This window comes from Paenibacillus xanthanilyticus (genome assembly GCF_042682185.1).
In the GTDB taxonomy this organism is placed as follows: domain Bacteria; phylum Bacillota; class Bacilli; order Paenibacillales; family Paenibacillaceae; genus Paenibacillus_Z; species Paenibacillus_Z xanthanilyticus.
This window is the reverse complement of sequence record NZ_JBHUHA010000001.1, coordinates 2,350,391-2,371,125: the sequence shown is the minus strand read 5'-3', so window position 1 is coordinate 2,371,125 and position 20,735 is coordinate 2,350,391. Positions and strand designations below refer to the sequence as shown.

19 protein-coding genes are annotated in these 20,735 nt (G+C 60.8%); 15 read left to right on the top strand and 4 right to left on the bottom strand.

Annotated features, from left to right (window positions below; genetic code table 11):
- The first annotated feature begins 104 nt into the window (after positions 1-104).
- The 4 genes from ACFSKT_RS10140 (at position 105) to ACFSKT_RS10125 (ending at position 3,602) form a co-directional block, all read left to right on the top strand.
- Positions 105-989, top strand: a complete 885-nt coding sequence (locus ACFSKT_RS10140; protein WP_377722617.1) for an ABC transporter ATP-binding protein — start codon at positions 105-107, stop codon at positions 987-989.
- Positions 986-2,608, top strand: a complete 1,623-nt coding sequence (locus tag ACFSKT_RS10135; protein WP_377722616.1) for a hypothetical protein — start codon at positions 986-988, stop codon at positions 2,606-2,608. Before ACFSKT_RS10140 ends, ACFSKT_RS10135 begins: the two co-directional genes overlap by 4 nt.
- 97 nt (positions 2,609-2,705) lie before the next feature.
- Positions 2,706-2,864, top strand: a complete 159-nt coding sequence (locus ACFSKT_RS10130; protein ID WP_377722615.1) for a hypothetical protein — start codon at positions 2,706-2,708, stop codon at positions 2,862-2,864.
- Positions 2,865-3,029: 165 nt separating this feature from the next.
- Complete coding sequence (locus ACFSKT_RS10125) at positions 3,030-3,602, top strand: CBO0543 family protein (protein WP_377722614.1); 573 nt, start codon at positions 3,030-3,032, stop codon at positions 3,600-3,602.
- Between the two features lie 225 nt (positions 3,603-3,827).
- Here ACFSKT_RS10125 and ACFSKT_RS10120 read toward each other — a convergent pair whose 3' ends face one another.
- From ACFSKT_RS10120 to ACFSKT_RS10110, 3 genes are all read right to left on the bottom strand, one after another.
- Positions 3,828-4,136, bottom strand: coding sequence for a hypothetical protein (locus ACFSKT_RS10120; protein WP_377722613.1), 309 nt, complete (start codon positions 4,134-4,136; stop codon positions 3,828-3,830).
- Between the two features lie 309 nt (positions 4,137-4,445).
- Positions 4,446-4,736: a barstar family protein gene (locus tag ACFSKT_RS10115; RefSeq protein WP_377722612.1), complete on the bottom strand. Its 291-nt coding sequence runs from the start codon at positions 4,734-4,736 to the stop codon at positions 4,446-4,448.
- A 75-nt stretch (positions 4,737-4,811) separates the two neighbouring features.
- Positions 4,812-5,249, bottom strand: coding sequence for a ribonuclease domain-containing protein (locus ACFSKT_RS10110; RefSeq protein ID WP_377722611.1), 438 nt, complete (start codon positions 5,247-5,249; stop codon positions 4,812-4,814).
- Positions 5,250-5,611: 362 nt separating this feature from the next.
- Here ACFSKT_RS10110 and ACFSKT_RS10105 point away from each other — a divergent pair, with 362 nt between their 5' ends.
- The 7 genes from ACFSKT_RS10105 (at position 5,612) to ACFSKT_RS10075 (ending at position 13,710) form a co-directional block, all read left to right on the top strand.
- The gene (locus ACFSKT_RS10105; RefSeq protein WP_377722610.1) at positions 5,612-6,772 is read left to right on the top strand and encodes an extracellular solute-binding protein; all 1,161 of its coding nucleotides are present in this window, start codon (positions 5,612-5,614) and stop codon (positions 6,770-6,772) included.
- Between the two features lie 3 nt (positions 6,773-6,775).
- On the top strand, positions 6,776-8,473 hold the full coding sequence (locus ACFSKT_RS10100) for an ABC transporter permease (protein ID WP_377722609.1): 1,698 nt from the start codon (positions 6,776-6,778) through the stop codon (positions 8,471-8,473).
- On the top strand, positions 8,470-9,738 hold the full coding sequence (locus ACFSKT_RS10095; RefSeq protein WP_377722608.1) for an ABC transporter ATP-binding protein: 1,269 nt from the start codon (positions 8,470-8,472) through the stop codon (positions 9,736-9,738). The genes ACFSKT_RS10100 and ACFSKT_RS10095 overlap by 4 nt, the downstream gene beginning before the upstream one ends.
- Before the next feature lies 1 nt (position 9,739).
- Complete coding sequence (locus tag ACFSKT_RS10090; protein WP_377722607.1) at positions 9,740-10,375, top strand: metallophosphoesterase; 636 nt, start codon at positions 9,740-9,742, stop codon at positions 10,373-10,375.
- Between the two features lie 88 nt (positions 10,376-10,463).
- On the top strand, positions 10,464-11,399 hold the full coding sequence (locus ACFSKT_RS10085) for a LysR substrate-binding domain-containing protein (RefSeq protein ID WP_377722606.1): 936 nt from the start codon (positions 10,464-10,466) through the stop codon (positions 11,397-11,399).
- A 111-nt stretch (positions 11,400-11,510) separates the two neighbouring features.
- Complete coding sequence (locus ACFSKT_RS10080; protein WP_377722605.1) at positions 11,511-12,374, top strand: hypothetical protein; 864 nt, start codon at positions 11,511-11,513, stop codon at positions 12,372-12,374.
- Between the two features lie 169 nt (positions 12,375-12,543).
- On the top strand, positions 12,544-13,710 hold the full coding sequence (locus tag ACFSKT_RS10075; RefSeq protein ID WP_377722604.1) for a hypothetical protein: 1,167 nt from the start codon (positions 12,544-12,546) through the stop codon (positions 13,708-13,710).
- A gap of 286 nt (positions 13,711-13,996) precedes the next feature.
- Here the strand turns inward: ACFSKT_RS10075 and ACFSKT_RS10070 are convergent, their stop codons facing one another.
- A complete protein-coding gene (locus ACFSKT_RS10070; protein WP_377722603.1) occupies positions 13,997-15,055 on the bottom strand; it encodes a glycoside hydrolase family 53 protein in 1,059 nt (352 codons plus the stop codon).
- A 219-nt stretch (positions 15,056-15,274) separates the two neighbouring features.
- Between ACFSKT_RS10070 and ACFSKT_RS10065 the strand changes: the two genes are divergently transcribed.
- From ACFSKT_RS10065 to ACFSKT_RS10050, 4 genes are all read left to right on the top strand, one after another.
- Entirely contained in the window at positions 15,275-16,999 is a 1,725-nt protein-coding gene (locus tag ACFSKT_RS10065) for a sensor histidine kinase (RefSeq protein ID WP_377722602.1), read from the top strand.
- 54 nt (positions 17,000-17,053) lie between these two features.
- Complete coding sequence (locus tag ACFSKT_RS10060; RefSeq protein ID WP_377722601.1) at positions 17,054-18,610, top strand: response regulator; 1,557 nt, start codon at positions 17,054-17,056, stop codon at positions 18,608-18,610.
- A gap of 163 nt (positions 18,611-18,773) precedes the next feature.
- The gene (locus ACFSKT_RS10055) at positions 18,774-19,508 is read left to right on the top strand and encodes a YheC/YheD family protein (protein WP_377722600.1); all 735 of its coding nucleotides are present in this window, start codon (positions 18,774-18,776) and stop codon (positions 19,506-19,508) included.
- Positions 19,509-19,802: 294 nt separating this feature from the next.
- Entirely contained in the window at positions 19,803-20,723 is a 921-nt protein-coding gene (locus ACFSKT_RS10050; RefSeq protein ID WP_377722599.1) for an ABC transporter permease, read from the top strand.
- Positions 20,724-20,735: the final 12 nt, after the last annotated feature.

The following is a 20,735-nucleotide window of genomic DNA, read 5'->3' as shown; positions in this document are numbered from 1 at the left end:
CGTTAGCAAAAATGGCTATTGAGGATGCATGTAATCTATGCAATCATTAGATGATCCGAGTTTTATTTGCCATATAATGGATCTTTGATCCGGGGGGAGCTCATATGGAGCTGATTATCGAGCATGTAAGCAAGAAGTATAAGGGGGACTTTTATGGTCTTCGCGATTTGTCACTGCACATCCGCACCGGCATTCTAGGCCTTCTCGGCCCGAACGGAGCAGGCAAATCGACGCTCATGCGCATTTTGTCTACAATCACGGAACCGACGTCCGGCAAAATCACGTGGAACGGGGTCGATATCGTGCAACAACCGAACGCGGTGCGCGCCGTGCTCGGCTATCTGCCGCAGGATTTCGGCGTGTATCCGAATTTGAACGCGGTGGAGTTCCTGGACTATTTGGCCGCCGTGCGCGGACTTGACGCGCGCATCGCCCGGAAGCGCATTGAAGAGCTGCTGCATCTGACGAACCTCTACGAAGCGCGCAACAAGCCGCTGCACGGCTTCTCCGGCGGGATGCGCCAACGGGTCGGAATCGCACAGGCGCTGCTCGGCGATCCGAAGCTGCTCATCGTCGACGAGCCTACGGTCGGATTGGATCCCGAGGAGCGCATCCGCTTCCGCAACCTGCTCGCCGAGCTGTCGGGCGACCGGATTATCATTCTCTCCACCCATATCGTATCGGATATCGAAGCGACCGCCACGGATATCGCGATCGTCAATAAGGGACGCACCATTACTCAGGCCTCCCCGAGCGCCATTCTGGCCGAGGCCGAAGGAAAGGTATGGGAGTGGATGATGACGAGCGAGCAATGGGTGGCCAAGCGCGGCGAGCTGTTGATCAGCGGCACCGTGCAGAGCGGCGAAGGGGTGAAGGTCCGCGTTATCGCCGATTCGCAGCCTGCGCCGGAGAGCGTGCCCGCGGCCCCTAATCTCGAAGACGCCTACTTGTATTACATCGCGGCAAGCAAGCAGGTGGCCGGCGCATGAACCGCTCCCGTATTTTGTTCCACATGATGAAAGCCGACTTCCTCGAACGAACCCGCAGATACAGCTTTCTCATCACCGTCCTCGCGTCGGTCTTCATCGTTTATAAATTTATTCCGTCCAGCTCGGATAGCTATTTATCCTTATCGATCGATGACGTGCGCGGTATGTACGATTCCGCTTGGGTTGGCAGCGCCGTCGCCGTCCTCGCCTCCATGCTGCTCAGTCTGCCGGCTTTCTATCTGGTGAAGGATGCGGTGGAGCGCGATACGCGAACGGGGGTCGGCCAAATTCTTGCTTCCACGCCGATGACAAGACTGCTCTATACGGTAGGTAAAATGTGGAGCAGCTTCGTCCTCTTGCTGACCATCGTCAGCGTCTTGATCGTCTCCGCCCTCGCCATGCAGCTCCTGCGCGGGGAGGTACGGTCCGTCAACGCCCTGGAGCTGCTGCTCCCGTTCCTGTACGCGGCCGTGCCGACGATGGCGCTGGTCGCGGCGCTTGCGATCTTGTTCGAATCCGTCCCGCTGCTGCGCAAGGGGCTCGGCAACTTCGTCTATTTCATGGTCTGGATCGGCCTGCTGCGCATGTCGACGTCGGCCACCCGGCCGCTCGCCGACATGATGGGCATCTCGCCGGTGCTGAACGATATGTCGGCCGAAGCGAATGCGGTGGCGGGAAAGGCAGGCTCAGAAGCGCATGTCTTCGGCTTCACGCCGGTGAAGAACGAGCTCGTCACGTACGACTGGCAGGGCGTCGATTGGACCTTCGCCATGTTCGCCGAACGGTACATTTGGCTGCTTGTCGCGATCGGAATCGCCGCGCTCGCGTCGTTGTTCTTCCATCGTTTCGACGAGGCCAAATACGCCCCGAAGCGAAGCCGCGGCAGAAGCAAGAAGCGGGCCAAACGGCTGCAGGCCGAACGCGAGGAGCTTGCGCTTCAAGCGAAGACGACCGGAGAGAGCGGCATGCGGATCAAGCTGACCCCTTATGCGGGGGGAACTGCCTCCGGCAGGAAGCTCTTCCGCACGTTTGCGATGGAGCTGCGTCTCATGCTGAAGGGGCTGCGCGTCTGGTGGTATGGGATCGCGCTGCTTTTCATCGTGCTCGGCGTCAGTCTGCCTTACGAGGCGGTCGTGGAGATCATCGTCCCGCTCACCTTCGTCTGGCCGGCCCTGATCTGGTCCGTCATGGGGACGGGCGAAGCGCAGCACCGGACGCAGCAGCTGATCTTTACGGCAGCGAATCCGATTCGCAACCAGTTCCTGGCGCTGGCGCTGGCGGGGATCGTCGTGAGTTTTCTATGCGGTTTCGGCGCGCTCGTCCATTTCTTGTTCGTCGGCGCGTGGGACAACGCGCTCGCGCTGCTGGCCGGAGAGCTTTTCATTCCCGGATTGGCCTTGGCGCTCGGCATCTGGTCGGGCAGCGCGAAGCTGTTCCAGGTTGTATATTTGCTGATTTGGTACGTGGGGCCGCTGAACAAATTGTCCGGGCTCGATTTCCTCGGGACGACGCGGCAGGCGCTTGATCAAGGAATGGCGTGGTACGTGCTTGCGGCTGCGGTTGTGTTGTTCGCGGTTGCGGCTGCGGGCAGGCTGCGCCAATTTCGAGGAAGCCGATAAAACGGCTCGTTTTTTTAAAATCAAACGCTCGTATCTAGTTCTAAAGTCGTGGTATAATTTGTCTAATCTATGTCATCTATCTTGAGGGGGAATTAGGATGTCCGAACAAGAGAAGCGGGAGCAATCTTCCGACGAGGCATTGTTGTCCGATCTGGCGCAGGAACTGACGGCCGACGAACAGCAAGACGTTCAAGGCGGCGCGGTGACCGTGACCGGCACGAAACCCATTATAAAGAAAGTCAAAATTAATCCGTAAGACGCGGCGAATTGCCGCGAACAGGCAGTCCTTCCAATTCCGGAAGGGCTGTTTTTGTTGCGCGCGACCGTTCGATTGGGGGACAAGTCCGATCTGGATGAGTAAAAATGGATTGCCGGGAAAGAATAATTTCGACTACAACGAAAGCAAGGCGAGGGTTGCCACTTGGATAATACACAGGAACAAACATTGAAGGACCTCATGGACGCGCTATCGGCTAATGTGAGCAAAGAAGCTCAATATTGGGAAACCTATTCGGGCATGGGGACATGGCAGTTCTGGGTCGTGCTTGCCATGCTTGTCTTCCCGCTGGTCGTGCTGGCGCTGAAGCTTGACCGCACGAAGGCGCTCCGGATCGGCTTCTATGGATTCGCCATCCATATTATCGCATTCTACTCCGATCTGTACGCGACGGCGCATAAACTGTGGGCCTATCCGTATCGCCTCACGCCGTTCCCGTCGATGAGCTTTAGCCAGGAGGCCTCGTTAATTCCGGTGACCTATATGCTGGTTTACCAGTGGACCATTAATCGAAGAAAAAATTATTATTTATATTTGCTGCTCCTTTCGCTCGTTTTCACGTTTGGAGTGAAGCCGCTGCTGGGCGCGGCCGATTTGTTCTGGCGCTATAATATAGAGTACTGGTATCTACTGCCGTTGTATTATGCCGGCGGTTTGGCGGCCAAATGGGTCACCGACCTGTTCGAATGGGCCGAAAGGCATGCCCGCAGAACGTAACGCCGTCGGTGAATGGTGCAGCAGCTAAAACCCGGCGAGCGAACTCGCCGGGTTTTTTCCGCTTGGCCGATCCCGTCGCGACGGAGCACCGTTCGGAGAGCGGTGCGGGCCGGCGAGCACGGCAAGGCTTCGCCGTCGTGGCCGATGAGGTGGACAAGTTGGCCGAATTGAAACAGCCTCGCGGACGATCGTCGCCCGCGAGGCCGTTGTGCGTTGTGCTGCGCGTTAGGGACGCGTGTAATGCGACCGCTCGCCGCGTATCGCGCTGACGATAAGCAGAATCCCCGCAACGGCGTGCATGAACCAGCCGAGGAACGGGATCCAAGCCAGCAGGCTGGTTAGCAGTCCGAAGACGGAGCCGTATTTGGACGAGCGCTCTTTCATGGACAGCAGCAGCGTAACCGCATGCGCGATGAACATGATCGTCAGCGGGACGTAGCCGTTTGCGATGACGATGGCGCCGCCCAGGATCGGAATGGCGAGGAACAGCTCGGCTGCGCCGGTAAGCCACTTGAGCAGTTTGGCTGGGCTCATCAGGAAGACCTCCTTTCCGGGAAACGGAAGTTCGATGCTGGGCAATGCCTTTATTTTACCATATGATTGATGTATCCATGCCTATGAAGCAAAGGGGGGTTAACATGGAAAAGCGCGGATGCGCGTCGCTTTGGACGGGACGCAAGCCGTCCTCCGCTACGAAGGCTCGGCCAGCTATTCGGACGATGGCAGCCGCATCTAGTCGCTATTCACCGCCGCGGCCGCGCCGTGAAACGCCCGGCATAGGGGCCATCACAACCGACCGCGGTCGTTTAGGGGCTTCGATCCGATCAATACGGGGGAGCTGACTTATTCGGAAGCGCCTTCGATCACCAGCTCGAGTCCGCTAATCTCGCCGGCCGCGTCGCGCAGCGTCTGCGCGATGCTATGCGCACGTTCGCCCAGCAGGCGCACGCTTTCGTCGTAATGCAGCCAGCGGATCGTCAGCGGCGGGGCAGCGTAATCGTGCAGGCAGTCATACAGCGCGTCGAGATTGCGGCCGTAGTAACCGGGGAAATGCAGGCGGGACTGGAACAGGTCGTGGAAGTCGCCGACGGTCGTCAGCGTACGGCCGTCCAGAACGATTTCGGATACGGTCATGATCGGTTTCACTCCTCAAGGATGATGTCTGAAGTAAACGGGACTTGCGCCGGCGGCGCAAGTCCCGTTCCTATCTTACCATTTCGTGAACGTGGCGTAATGGTCGCTTGTCGTGTAATACAAGCCGTCGTTCGACCAGACGACGCGCTTCGAGCCGCGGCAGCCCGATACGTAGTACGCGTCCGCTTCGTAGTAGACGCGGCCGGATTTGGCTGGCAGCAACCCTTCGCGGTTGCCGAACACGTCGCCGCCGATGCTGTAGCCCGGCGCCACTGTCGCCAGATTGCACTTGCTGGATACCCAGCCGCGCGCCGTCGCCTGGCTTTTCGTCAGGAAGTTGGGCGGCAGCTTGCCATTGGCCTTTAAGTAATTGATGATGCCCGCGAAGTCGGTCGGACCGAGCGCGGCCGCCTCGGCGACCTGGTTCCCCTGGAGCAGCGGCGACGCGGCGCTGCCGAAGACGAGCGTCAGCGCCATGGCGATCGAGGCGATCAGCCGGAGCCATTTGTTCATTACGGGTATTCCTCCTTCGATTGGAACGATTTGGACTGCAAGCATTATTATAGCGGGCTGCAGGGGGATGTCCCGTTATTTTATTGTTAAGGTGTAGGCGTGCTTTCCGTGAAGCCGTGGATTCGTTCGTCGTTGAGCGGCCGATATTCGACAGCGCCTCCGTCAAAATCATCATCGCCCCGATAATTCGTAACTTTCCTTCCTGTGCCCCGGGGCGCGGCGTATAGAAAAATTCTATGCGATCCTCGATATCTATCAACTTCTTTTAATAATCTCTTAGCTTCTCGTTGATCATCGCGTGACACTCCGTCTGTACGCTTAACGTGTAGAGGGACAAGGAAGATCAATCGGGAGGGTATACGATGTTGAACCGTTATCGAAACAAAAGCATGACCTTGGCGACTGCGATTCTGTTGACCATGGCGCTGTCGGCTTGCGGCAGCACGAACAACGCCGCGAGCGGGAATGCGGAAGGCGGCGGCGCGCAGGCGGCCAACGAGTCGACGAGCACGACGGGCGCGGGCGGCAACGCGGCGGCAGCGGAGGCCGGCGCGAATACGGCGGAGAACGCATCGGCGAACGCCCCGAAATCGGATGAGCCGCTCGTCGTCTACTTGAACGATTTCGACGAGATCATCAAGCCGATGTTCGAGGAAGCGACCGGCTACAAGCTGGAATTGGTGACCGGCAACGGCGCGGAGCTCGCTTCCCGCATCGAAGCGGAGAAGGGCAATCCGCATTGGGACGTGCTGTGGATGGACGCGATGCCGATGATCGACCAGCTCGGCAAGAACGGCCAGCTGCTGGAGAACTGGACGCCGGCCAACAAGGAGGGCTTGACCGACTTCGCCAAAGGCCTGATTCCGGCCAGCGGCGCCTATTATCCGACCGGCGCGCACGCGGCTTCGGTTATCGTGTACAACACGAAGGCGTACGACGCGGCCAGCGCGCCGAAGACGTGGCAGGAGCTCGCGGACGCGAAGTTCAAGGACGCGGTGGGCATGGCTGATCCGGCCGTCGCCGCGCCGGCGTACCCGTTCGTCGCGTGGTTCTTCCAGTCGCAGGGCGCGGAAGCGGCGCAAGGGTATTTCGAGAGCCTCATGAAGAACGGCCTGCGCGTCTATCCGAAGAACCCGAATGTCGCCAAGGCGCTGACCGGCGGCGAGATCAAGGCGGCCGCGCTGCAGGAGAGCAACGCGTATACGCTGAAGGCGAAGGGCGAGCCGGTCGACATCATCTGGCCGGCGGAAGGCGCGCCGGCTTCGGTCCGCGTCGCGGCGATCCAGAAGGAGACGGAGCATGCCGACGCGGCAAAGGCGTTCGTCGAGTTCCTGCTCGATCCGAAGACGCAGCAGGCGCTCATCGACCAGGGCGAGGAGAGTTATTTCGAGCCGTCGGCGCAAGGCGTGAAGGCGAAGGCGGACCGCGCGGCCGAAGCCAAGCTGGTCGTGGCCGAAGCGGCATGGGCAGGCGAGCACGAAGGGGAAATCAAGCAGTGGTTCGCGGATCAAGCGGTGAAATAAGCGATGCGCGCCCTGTTCAAACAAGGCGACCGGTTGGGCTGGCTGATGCTGGCCCTTCTCGTCGTTCTCATCCTGCTTCCGCTTGCCGCCGTCGTCATCCAAGTGCTGCTGCCGGGCGTGTTCTTCGGCCGCTTCGCGCTTGGCGACCTGTCGCTCCTGCTCGATATTTTCAAGCGGCCGCTCTGGTTCGCCTCCTTGAAGAACTCCCTGCTGCTCGGCGTCGGCACGACCGTGCTGGCGACGCTGCTCGGCGGAGGACTCGCCGCCGTGCGTGCCCGATGGGCGTTCGCGGGCGCGCGGCTGCTGGACATCGCCGTTTGGCTGCTGCTCGTGACGCCCTCGTTTATTTTGGCGCAAGGCTGGGTCATGTTCGCCTCCGCGGACGGACTGGCGGCTTCTTGGCTCGGTTGGAGATGGCTGCATGATCTCGTCTTTCAGCCGGCGGGACTGATCGCGGTCATGACGCTGAGCAAATTCCCGCTTGCGTATTTGGCGATTCACGGGGCGCTCGCGTGGAAGGCGAGTCGCCTCGGAGACGCCGCGCGCATGTCCGGCGCCTCGCCGTGGACGGCGTGGCGGACGATCGAAGCGCCGCTGCTGCTGCCGGCCATCGCGTCGGGCGCGATGCTCGTGTTCGTGGATACGGTCGGCGATTTCGGCCTTCCGGCTTCGATCGCGACCGTGTTCCGTTTTCCGACGCTGCCGTATTCGATCTACAGCGCGCTCTATACGTCGCCGATCCGGTTCGATATGGCGGGAGCGCTGTCGTTCTACCTCGTGCTGCTCATCGTCTTCGCCATGCTCGTGCAGCTGCTGGCGCTGCGCAGGGCGCGATTCGATTTTCTCTCCTCGCGGGCGGTGAAGAACGAGCCGCGCCGACCAAGAAGAGGCGGCTGGCTGCTGGCCTCCGGCAACGCGTTATTCCTGGCGGCAGCGATCGGCATCCCCCTCGGCTCCAACGCCTTGATGTCGTTCACGGGCAGCGCGGACGCCGGGGCAGGCGGCATGACGATGGCGCACTACAAGGCGCTGTTCAACGAGAACGGCGCGCTGCTGACCGGTTTGCTGCATTCGCTCGAGATTGCCGCTGGCGCCGCGATTATCGCGCTGCTGATCGGCTTTCTCGTCGCTTACGTGCTGACGTATTCGCAATTCAAGTTCCGCCGGACGATCGACGCCATCACGCTCGTGTCGCTGGCGGTGCCGGGCATCGTACTGGGCATCGGCTACATCTTCATCTGGAATCAAGCCTGGCTCGAGCATGTGGGCTTGCTGCTCTACGGCACGCCGTGGATTCTCGCGCTGGCCGGCATCGCGGGGGCGATCCCGGTCGTCACCCGGATGATTACCGGAGCGATGGCGCAGGTGCCGGGCCAGCTGCTGGCGGCGGCGCAGATGCAAGGAGCGGGCTTCGCGCTTCGGCTGCGGACGATTCTCGCGCCGCTTACGAAGGGCGCGCTGCTGTCGGCCGCGCTGACCGCGTTTGGCTCGAGCGTCTTCGACCTGGCGATCTCCTCGATCCTCTATCCGCCGAATTACATGACGCTGCCGGTCGTCATTAACAAAGCGTTCGAGGATTTGAAATTCGGCTACGCCGCGGCGGCGACGCTGACCGGGGCGGGACTTGTCATCATCATCATACTCGTGCTGGAGCTCATCGTGAGGCCGGCTCGACGAACGGAAAGGAAGACGGCGGCATGAGGAAGCCGATATTGGAGGCGGTCGGGCTCGGCAAGCGGTATGGTAAGCAGGCTGCGCTGCAGGGCGTCGGTTTTGAAGTATACGCAGGGGAAATCATCAGCGTGCTCGGCCCGTCGGGCTGCGGCAAATCGACGCTGCTCCAGCTGATCGCGGGGCTTGCGCAGCCGGACGAAGGCGAGCTCCGCATGCGAGGGGCGGTCATCGCGAACGCCTCGCGAAGCGTCCCGCCGGAGAAGCGGGGCATGAACATGGTATTCCAGGATTACGCGCTCTGGCCGCACATGTCCGTGTTCGATAACATCGCGTACGGCCTGCGCAGGCAGAAGAAGGCGGAAGCGGTCATCCGCTCGGACATCGCGGAGCTGGTACGGCTGCTGCATCTGCAAGGACTGGAGGACCGGCTGCCGCCGCAGCTCTCCGGCGGGCAGCAGCAGCGGGTAGCGATCGCCCGCGCGCTGGCGACGAAGCCGGATCTGCTGCTGCTGGACGAGCCGCTGTCCAATCTGGACATGCGGCTGCGCATCGAGATGCGGGCGGAGATGGCGTATTTGTTCCGCCGCTTGGGGACGACGGTGTTCCACGTTACGCATGACCCGGACGAAGCGTTCTCCATGGCGGACAGGATCATCATCATGCGCGCCGGCGGCATCGATCAGATCGATACGCCGCAGGCCTGCTACAGGCGGCCGGCGACCCGTTCGGCGGCGCTGCTGCTCGGCGCGGGCAATCAGCTGCGCGGCAGGGTGCTGCGTCATGGCGAATATGCGAGCTTGCAGGTGGACGGCGCCGAGATCCAGGGCGTACCACCGGCACTCGGCGCAGCGGTTAGACCAGGGGAAGAAGCCAGGGTGCTGTGGCGGCCGGATGCGGCGCAGTGGAGCCCGGATCCCGACTGTGCGGGGGAAGCCGTCGAGCTTGTGACCTCCGCGCAAGCGGAAACGGCGGCGGGGCAGGATTCCGTGAGGCGTTCGAACGGCCGGGAGGCAGGCGCGGCGGTTTTGGCCGAGGCTCGTTCGTCTGGCGGCGAGGCCGCATGGCCGCTTATGGCCGATACGTTGGCAGAAGTGCCCAAGGGCGCGAGCGCGCTGCCTGTCCGCATCGTGCACAGCGTGTTCGAGGGCGGCCATTGGCGGGTACTAGCCCGGACGGCGGAAGACCAGTCGCTTACGTTCCTCCATGAAGAGCCGCTTCCTGCGGGCGCAGCCGGACGTCTGCTGCTGCAGGCGGCGCGCACGTTCATCTATCGAATCGAAGAGGAAGGGTAATATGGGCAGCTCACGTTTATTTGCGATTTCGGATATACACGGTCACGTCGAGGGGCTTCGGCTGCTGCTGAAGCAGGCGGACTATCGGCCGGGCCATGACGCGCTCGTGCTGCTCGGCGATTACATCGACACGGACCCGGCGACCTATGCGGCGCTGCGGACGATCCGCGAATTGGTGGCGGAAGGCGCCGTCGCGCTGGCGGGCAACATGGAATGCGCGCTGCTCGAGCGGTGCGCCCGCAGCGGCGGGGACGGACTCGTGAGCAAGGCTTTGCTGCAGTTCGCCAAGGCGCTCCCGCTCTATCATCGGCAGGGCGGCTGCGTGTTCGTCCACGCGGGGCTGCGTCCGGGCGTGCCGCTGGAGCGGCAGCTGCCGGGCGATCTCGTCGGCATCCGCGAGGAATTTTGGACGACGCCCTATACGGGGGAGGAGACGGTCGTGTTCGGCCACACGCCGACTCGCCGTCTAGGCGCGGAGCCGGGCGAGCTCTGGCAGGGCGCAGGCATGCTCGGCATCGATACGGGCGCGAAGCACGGTCTACGGCTTACCTTGGTGGAGCTGAACGGGCGGATGGCCTACTCGTGCGCGACCGTTCACGGGAATCGCTACGCGGACTATCGGTGCGCGGCGTGGTGAGTGGAGCAACCGGCGAGGAAGAGCTTGATTCCGGTCGATAGCTAGCCCCAGCGTACGATTAAACGGATGAACCTAAAGGAGGCGCCGCGTGAACATCAACCTGCTGAAATTTCAAATCGTGGAGCTGGTGGACAAACACCGCCGCATTACGGCCGTGGCCGACCTGCTCGGGCTGAAGCAGCCGACCGTCACGTACCATATGAAGACGCTGGAGCAGGAGCTGGGCGTGAAGCTGTTCGAGCCGCGCATGGACAAAATCATCCTCACCGAAGCGGGCAAGGCGCTGCTCCATTACGCGTCCAAAATCAACGCGCTCGCGGCGGAGGCGGAGCGGGTCGTCGGCGAATTCGGCGCGCTTGCCCGGGGAACGCTCCGGATCGGGGCCAGCTACGTGCCGGCTACCTATATGCTGCCGCGGGCGATGACCCGGTTCGCGGCGCATTTTCCCGGCGTTACCGTCCAGGTGGCGGTCAAGCCGTCTCCGATCATTCAGCAGATGCTGATGCAGCACGAGATCGATCTGGGCGTCATCTCCACCGAGCCCCTCCAACTGCCGCCGCTCGCGCTGCGGACGATCTGCGAGGACAAGCTGGTACTCATCTGCGCGCCCGGCCATCCGCTCGAGGCTTACCCGGCGCTTACGCCCGCGCTTATCTCCACCGCCAATCTGATTCTGCACGGCAAAGATTCAAGCACGCGCCAAATGACCGACCGCTGGCTCGCCCGATGGGGCATCAAGCCGCAGAGCCATCTGGAGCTCGATTCGCTGGAGGCGATCAAGCAGGCGGTCATGCAGGGCGGCCACGCGTCGTTCATCTCGAAGCTGGCCGTTCAAAGCGAGGTCGAGCGAGGACTGCTCGTCGCCAAAGAGATCCCCGAGTTTCAATATGCGCGGAGTATCTGCTGCGCGTATAACCGGGATCGGCATACGTCGGAGCTGCTGCATCATTTTATCAGCTACTTGACGCCGGCTACGACCGATTCGCCGCCGGCTCCCGCAAAGGAAGTATTGGAGCGTATATAGTTTTTCTTTGTATTTTTAATGCAACAACCGATCGTCCTTCATTCCCGATTGACAAGCCGCCTCTATGCTTAACCTGTACGCGAGAAACCAATCGACAAGGGAGCTGAAGGAATGAAAACACGGACATGGACGAAGAGAGTGGCGATAATGATGGTGGGAGCGGCGCTGCTTGCCCCGGCGCTGCCGGCGCAGAAGCCGGCGCAGGCGGCCGGCGCGAACATGACGCCAACCTACGAGGTGAAGCTGCTGCTGAACCCGAATCTCGTGCTGGGCTCCGACCATAAGCCGACCGCGGCGCTGAAGAGCGCGTTCGGTCTCGGCTCGGCTGCGGCGATCGGCGTGGAGTATTTCGATACGGACGAGCTGGATCTGAACGGGGAAGGCTGGGACGTGCGCTTCCGCAAGAAGGCGAGCAAGAGCGAGTTCGAGATCAATTACAAGAAGCGGTACCCGATCGTAAACGGAGATATTAACGCCGCGCTGACGCAGGCGAATCAGGACGGATTCGACGCGGGCGACGAAGATTTCGAAGCCGAGATCGACTGGAACTACGGCAAGCAGACGCTCAGCATTTCGACCGAGGCGACGAAAAGCGCATCGGGGTACAGCGGCACGACGCTGCCGTCGGAATCGAAAGCGCGGAGCATCGCGGTCGACAAGATGCCCAGCGAGCTGGCGGATTGGAACGAGGACGGCTGGGGCGAAGATACGCTGGAGAATTCCCGCGTGCACGGTCCGATCGCGGTAAGCAAGCACGAAGGCGCGTTCGGCAGCGTGGAGACCGACCTGGAAATTTGGCCGATCCGCAATGCCGCCGGCACAGGTACCGAACATATCGTGGAAATTTCGTTCAAAACGGACAGCGCGTCCGAGGCGGCATCGGAGCGCGCGGCGCTGATCGCCTACTTGCAGAGCCAAGGCTGGCTCATCACGGCCGATTCGCTCAAGACGCAGCTGATTCTCGAGCGTTATTAAGCCGCGAATCGCCGACAGAGACCGGTCCGACGCCCGCTGCTCCTCCTAGTTGCCTATCCTCGTGACAGAACGCGCTCCGATATAGCCGTTTAGCATGATTCGACAACCGATTACAATATGAAGTAGCGAGAGAAGCATGGCAAACAGAAGGCGCGAGGAGCAAACGAGGATGAAGCACGACATGGACAGGTACAAGCGCGAGGGCCGCCACGCGCAGACGCAGCCGCCCGGCGGCAGAGACGGCAGGGCGGCTGCGCCATCCCACGCGATGCACGCCCTGCAGCGGAAGATCGGCAACCAGGCGCTGCTTCAGCTGGCGGCGGATCAGGCCGTGAAGCCGGGGGCGGCAGCTAGCGGGCCCGTCATGCAGCGACGGGTGATCGAATACGTGCCGACCCCGACGCCGCCGGTCGTCTCGAAGGAGCTGAACGATGACCAGAATCGGGCGTTGGCGGGACTGATCGCAGGGGCGAGATCGAAAGCCAAAGAAATCGACGGCCACGTCAACAAGGCGCGAGATAACGTGCAGAAGGTCGTGAATGACGTCATCGCCGGCCGGACGAAGGTGACGGAGGTTGCCGCCAAGTTCCCTTATAGCGGGCACGCGGATAATTTCCAGAACAAGCTGATGGATCATATCAGCGGCAGAGCCAGCGTGCATCCATCCGCTCCGGGCGGTTATCTCATCGAGGATTACGCCTCCTCCAACATGAGCGGCGTCGACATCCAAGCGACGCCGGGCAATCTTCGCGGATCGCGGCCGGATTTCATGATCCCGATGGCTGCCGACAGGAAGGGACCGGGCGGCAACGATTACCATGGCCTCGTGGATGCGACGGCAGGCTCGTCGTCGTCGATCGGTCATATCTTGCGCAAAGGAGGCGGCGTCTGGACCAAGCGGACCGGCTACCCCTACGTGGCGGAGTCCGTCTATGATCCCTTATCCTTCGGCAAGCCGACGCGGCCGCTGACGGACGACGAGATGGAGGCGGTCCGGGAACGGGAGCTCGAGAAGCAGGCGGCGATGGACAATGCGGCGGCCGAGGAAATCACGCGGCTGCAGGCGCAATACAAGGAGACGCACGATAGCATCCTGGCCTATCTCGGTTCGGGCGAAGCGGCGAATATGGCCTCCGTCCTGCGCTTGACCGGCAAACGCGCGCAGTCCAAGCTGTCGGTCATCGGCATCGAATATAACCCGGATACGAACGAGGTGGAGACGTCCGAGCCGTTCGAGGACTGGGTGAAGGATACGTACGTCGATTCGATGTTCCGCACGCCGACCAAGCGGGAGAAGACGCGCACGCTGCTGGAAATCATGCAGCTGATACCTTGATAACGGGCATGCGATTCATATTCATCAGCCGCGGGCCGTCATCGAAGCGGTCGCGGGACTCATCAGCGCGGGCGTGGCGGGGATCATGTTGGACGAGTAGAGCTTGGCGCACGGTCATCCTCGATGGCGTGCGCAAAGAAGGCAGACCGCGGGGTCTGCCTTCTTTGCGTTTCTACTATAATCTGGCCCGGCGGTTCCCCTTTTTCATCGAATCGTTGAAAAAGTATCGGTTTTCGTTGCTGGCCTCTATGCCGCGCGCCGCGAGGGTCGTTTTACAATGAAGAGATTAGTTCAAGAAACCGTCGAGCGCGATCGTCGGCTTGCCGTCGGCCTGCCAAGCGCCTTTGTTATAGCCGCCGTTGTAGCCCGGCGTCGCTTGCGGTTCCCAATAGAACACGCCAAGGCCTTTGCCGCCGGAGATGCTGCGTACCTTCGTCTTGATGTCGGCAATGAAGCTCTTCGCCGCTGCCGGCTGATTGTAGTCGAGTCCGATCTCGGAGATCATGATGCTTTTGCCGTACCGGCTGATCATGTTGTTCGCGTTGCTGATCGTCTGCGTCACCTTGGCGCTCCAATCCGACGCGCTCGGATAGAGCGACATGCCGATGATGTCGAAGGTCGCGCCGTTGGCGATCAAGCCGCCGATGTTCCAGACGTACAACGCGTTATCGTAGCCGTTGGCCAGATGGACGATTGTTTTGGTGGACGGGAACACGCTCTTGACCGCGTTATTGCCCGTGTTGACGAGCCAGGCGTAATTCTTCATGTTGACCGAAGCCCGGCCGTCGCTCCACAGCATGCCGTCGTTCGTCTCGTTGCCGACCTGCACCCAATCCGGCGTGACGCCTGCAGTCTTCATCGTGTTCATGACGTAGACGGTGTGCGACCAGACCGCGTCCATCAGCTGGGTGAAATTATAGGCTTGCCACGCATACGGCTTCGTCTGCTGGCCCGGATCGGCCCACGAGTCGCTGTAGTGCAAGGTCAGCATGACGCTCATGCCGAGGTCCTTGGCGCGCTTGGCGAGCTTCGCCGCCGTGTCGGCGTTCATGTAGCCGTTGAAGTAGTCGCTCATGTTCGGATTGACCCAGACGCGCAGGCGCACCGAGTTCATTTGGTAATCGTTCTTCAAAATTTGCAAAATGTCGCGCGTCGTGCCGTTCTTGTCCTTCCACTTGTACCCTTGCGCTTCCATCCCGGCGACCCAGCTAATATCGGCGCCTTTGGCGAACGTTGGCGCGGCGGCGGCTTGCTGACCGGCGGTATACGGGAACGAGGTGGTCAACAGCAGCGCGGCGAGCAGCAGCAGGAACGGCTTCCATAACCTTTTCGAATGTTGAGACATGATGATTCCTCCTTTTGAGCGGTGGGGTAGTTTATCGGTTATTAGGGTCGCGACCTTCCGACATCTCAAATTGTAAGCGCTTTGATAATGCGGCTGTAGATGAGGGCATCAACGTTTTGTTATACTAATGCAACAATTTCCATCGTTCGCGGCGTCACGGGGCATACTAAGCCCGGGAAGACCGCGGGGGATACGAACGGCCGGGGAGCGACGCGGAAGATGAAGCGATACATGCCTTTTACGTACAAAATGATGCTGCCTTATCTGATTCTCGTCCTGTTGACGGATATCTTGATCGGCTATATCTCTTACACGATGCTCATCCAATCGCGAACCGAGATGGCGGAGACGAACATCCGCACGGCGATGGAGCAGTCGCGCAACAATATGACGTACAAAATGTCCGAGATGCAGCGCATTTCGGACACGCTGTTCAGCAGCGTGCCGTTCCAGCGGGCGATCCAGACGCGCGGCGAGCCGCTCGAGATGTATTGGACGATGCTCGACGAGATCGTGCCGCAGCTGCAGGGGCCGCTCAAGCTGTACGGGAATAATTTGCGGCTTATGCTATTTACGATGAACGACGATCTGAACGTGGTCGAAGGCGACCCGGTGGCGGCGCCGATCCAGAAGAGCGACTATTACATCGTTCCCGCGCAGCGGTTGGCCGAGAGCGAAGGCTATCGCGAATTCCGCCAATCCGGCAAGGACAATACGTGGGTGCAGCTGGACTCGGACGAGCGGCTGGAGAACATTTCGCATCTGCGCAAGCTGGTGTCGTACAGCGATTACTTGACGGTCATCGGCTACGTGCGCATTACGACGCGGCTGGACGATTTGCTCGGCGATTTCAACGCGTTCCCGCTCGATGACGGCATCGTGCTGCGGCTCCAGGAGACGACGACCGGTCGGACCGTGTTCCAGCGGGGCGAAGCGAGCTCGAGCCTGGGGGAGCGTTCGCTGACGCTGATCGAGCCGATACCGCGGACGGGCTATTCGATCGAGACGCTCGTGCCGTATTCGTATTTGAAGAAGGACGCGGGCAAGCTGCGCAATTCGATCATGCTCGTCTGCGCGGCCAGCTTCGCCGTCATGGCGTTCATCGGGGTCATCGTGGCCAGGCTATCCGGACGCAAGATGAACCGCATCGTCAAGATGCTCCGCTCCTTCCAGGAGGGCAGCTTCCAGAAGCGGATCCGGTTCAGCGGCAGCGACGAATTCGTGCAGATCGCCGATGCGTTCAACGTCATGGCCGCGAACATTCAAGAACTGATCAATCGCGTGTACGTGCAGGGGCTGCACAAGAAGCAGGCGGAGCTCGAGGCGCTCCAGGCGCAGATCAACCCGCATTTTCTATATAATACGCTCTCGACGATCAGCTCGCTGGCGAATCTCGGGGAGACGCGCAAGGTGACGGAGATGGTGAAGGGCGTGGCGAAGTTTTACCGGCTGACGCTCAATTCGGGCAAGGTGTTCATCCCGCTGGGCAAAGAGGTCGAACAGGTGGAGACGTACCTGGACATCCAGCGGGTGAAATACGCCGACGCATTCGCCGTCTACATCGACATCGAACCGGGCATCGAGGACGTGCAGGTGACGAAGCTCATTCTGCAGCCGTTCGTCGAGAATATTTTCAAGCATGCGTGGTTCGGGGAACGGATCGCGATCCGGATCACCGGCAGACGGGTCGGCCAGTCGATCGAGCTGAAAGTCATCGACAACGGCGTCGGCATGAAGCCGGAGACGGTGCGGGGGCTGCTTGTCGGTCCGAGCCAGTCGGACAGCTACGGGCTGAAGAACGTCAACGAGCGGATCAAGCTGCGCTACGGGGACGAATACGGCGTCACGATCAAGAGCGTCTACGGCGGCGGCACGACGGTGCAGCTGCTGCTCCCGTTCGAGCATCGCGAGGAGGCGGGCGCGGAGGATGCAAGCGGCGGATAGATCGGCCATGCGGACGCGAAATACGCGGATTACAGCAAGCGAGGTGCATACAGAATGAATATTTTGTTGGTGGATGATGAGGCGATCGATCTGGAATGGCTGCGGCGGCGGGTGGCGGGCAGCCACTTGAACGTGCAGGTCGTGGGAACGGCGAACAGCGGCTTCGCGGCGCTCAAGCTGATGGAGGAGCAGCATGTGGACGTCATTCTATCGGACATCCGGATGCCGATCATGACGGGGCTGGAGTTCGCGCGAAAGGTGAGAGAACTGCATCCGCACGTGCAGATCGTCTTCATTAGCGGGCACGAGGATTTCGGCTACGCGAAGGAAGCGATGCAGGTGAACGCGGCAGGCTATCTGCTGAAGCCGGTCGACGACAACGAGCTGCACGAGATGCTCGAGACGTTGAACGCGAAGCTGAGCCGGCAGCGCGAGCAGGACCGCTCCATGTCCGAGGCGCTCTCGCTCGTCAGTCAAGAGCTCCTGCTGCGATGGTTCCAATCCGGCGATGGGGGCGCGGTGGAGCCGCATATCCGCGACTATTTGCACCCGTTCCTGCAGGCGGGGGCGACCGTGGCGGCGATGGAGATCGACGATCTGGAGTGGCGGGTGCCGGAAGAAGAGCGGGCGGGCGCGGCGCGCCGGATCGAGCTATTGATCGCGGGCTTGGTCCAGGAGCGGGCGCTCGGGACGCTGCTCATGAGCGGCGCTTCGCGGTTCATCCTCGTCTCCTCCGTGCCGGAGGAGCGGCTGACGGCGATGCTGGAGGAGCTGATCGCCGATGTGCGCGGCGGATCGCCGCTCACGATTACGGTCGGCCTTGGCCATTATACGACTTCGCTGACGGGGCTGCACGAATCGTACCGGCAGGCGCAGGCGGCGATCAGCGCGAAGTGGTTGCTCGGCAAGAGCCGGCTTATCCGCGACGGCGCGGCGTCCTCGCCGCGTCCGGCGCTGGCCGGAAGCGACGACGAGGTCGTCGACCGGATGCTGGAGGCGATCCTCGAATACGATCTCGTCGCCATCGACGATTGCCTGCTCCAGCTGTTCAACCGGGATGTCTCCGGCAGCCGGAAGAGCGAAATTTATGACCTCATCATCCGGATCACCTCCAAGCTGCACGCGGATTTGCAGCGGCAGGGCGAGAACCTGTACGAGCTGCTCCAGTGGGAATCGCATCAGCCGGTCATGCTGTTCCAATTCGAGACGATGGGCGACGTGCTGTCCTGGCTGCGCCGCCGATTCTTCGAGCTGTCCGAGATGCTGTACGCCAAGAAGCAGCGTCAGAAGCGGAAGCTGATCGAGGAGATCATCCGCTACGTAGACGACCATCTGGAGCACCGCGTCACGCTGAAGGAAGTCGCGGCGCACTTCGATTTCACGCCGAACTACCTGGGGCACGTGTTTAAGGAAGATACCGGCCAGCACTTCAGCGATTTCCTGAACGAGCGGCGGATGAACCGCGTCTGCGAGCTGCTGCGCGACCCGCTGCTGAAGGTGTATGAGATTGCCGAGCGTGTCGGGTATAAGAACATCATTTACTTCAACCGGCAGTTCAAGCAGGCGATCGGCATGTCGCCTGGGGAGTACCGGAAGAAGCATAAGATATGAGTGGGGACCCGCGTCCGGGAGGATGCGGGTCTTTGCCTTTGGTCTTCCCGGGGCAAATGGACGGTCAGGCGAATGGCGCATCGCATAGGATAGCCTGAAGCGGCCTGCTTCAATCTAGACCCGGCGGCGCGGAAGGCGGACGTCGGGGGAAGAGGTGGAACGAGTGCCCGGGTATGTCTGGAGCAAATGGAAGAAAACCGCCGCGCTTCGCAAGGAGCCGCGCATCGCCCGCTGCATTCCGGAGACGGCGCGGATGCGCAAGTCGACGCTGAAGCGCATGTTGGACCGATACGGCATGGTATACGTCAAGCCGGAGAAGGGCATGTGGGGCAACGGCGTCATGCGGGTGGAACGACTCGGCAGCGCTTTCCGGTACCAGCATGGTACGAAGGTGAAGGAACACGGTACTTACGATTCGCTCTATGCCGCGCTCTTGCGAGAGACGCGTCAGCGCAACTATTTGGTCCAGCGCGGCATCAACCTGTTGAAATATAAAGGCCGGCGGTTCGATCTGCGCGTCATGGCCCAATACTCGCCTCGCGGAACCTGGGAGACGACCGGCATCATCGGCCGCGTCGCCGACAAGCGGAAGATCGTCACGAACGCGCACAACGGCGGCGAACTCGTCGCGGCAGAGCGGCTGCTCGCGCCGCACGCCAAGCAGGCGGACGCGAAGCTGAAGTCGCTGGCCGAGCTCGGCGTCTTGACCGGCCGGACGCTGCGGAACGCTTTCCCCGGCGTGTACAAGGTCGGCCTCGACATCGCCATGGACGCCACGCTCAAGCCGTGGATTCTCGAGGTGAACACGATGCCGGATCCGTATTTGTTCCGGAAGCTGCCGGATAAGCGGATTTTTCGGAAAGTGATGCGGTATGAGAAGGCGTATCGGGCGCGGTAGATATGTGGCGGCACAAGTCGGAATCACTTAATATGAGGAAGCCCCGGGCATTCGGGGCTTAACCCTACATATAAGAAAGGTTAAGATACACATCTATAAGGAACTTGCGGCATCCCGGTTAATTTCAGCCTGGGGTGCCGTCTTTTTATCCCGCTCAACTCTAAACTAAACTTCGAATCGCAAATCATTGTTTTTGTACTACTTTTAGTTGCCCCCCTCAATCTTGTCGAAAGCGCTCCCTCGCTATAATTAGCTTATACACACAGAGAGCAACACACGAGAGGAGACATTCGGATGAACCGGAATGGACTTTGGGGGGAAATCAGGAAAAACCGGGCGCTGCTGATCATGCTCGCGCCGGCCGTACTGTTCTTCCTCGTATTCGCCTACGTCCCGATGGCGGGTATCGTACTGGCCTTCAAGCAGTACAACCATACGGGCGGCATCTTCGGCAGCCCTTGGAACGGATTGGACAACTTCCGATTCTTCTTCGAGTCCGGCAACGCCTGGCTCGTTACGCGGAACACCGCGCTCTATAATATCGCGTTCATCGTCGTGAACAACGTGCTCCAGATCACGGTCGCGATTCTGCTGTTCGAGGTCGCGGGCAAGTGGTTCCGCAAAATCGCGCAGTCGGTCATGTTCCTGCCGTACTTCATCTCCTGGGTCGTCGTCGGCGCGATCGCGTACAACCTGTTCAACTATGACGTAGGCACGATCAACTCGATCCTGACGACGTTCGGCATGGAGCCGATCGACATCTATAACACGCCATCCTACTGGCCGGTCATTCTCGTCATCGTATCGGCTTGGAAGACGCTCGGCTACGGCACGGTGATGTACCTGGCGGCGATCACGAGCATCGATACGGAAATGTACGAGGCGGCGGAGATCGACGGGGCGAACATCTTCCAGCGGATCTTCAAAGTGACGATCCCGAACCTGTACCCGACGATCATCATTCTGGTGCTCCTGGCGATTGGCAACATTTTCCGCGGCGACTTCGGCATGTTCTACAACATGGTCGGCAACAACGGCCTGCTGTTCTCGAACACGGACGTCATCGATACCTTCGTCTTCCGTTCCTTGACCACGTCCAACGAAATCGGACTGTCGGCGGCGGTCGGCTTCTATCAATCGATTCTCGGCTTCGCGACAATCATGCTCGCCAACTACGCGGTGCGCCGCTACGACAAAGACCGCGCATTGTTCTAACAGAAGGAGGAA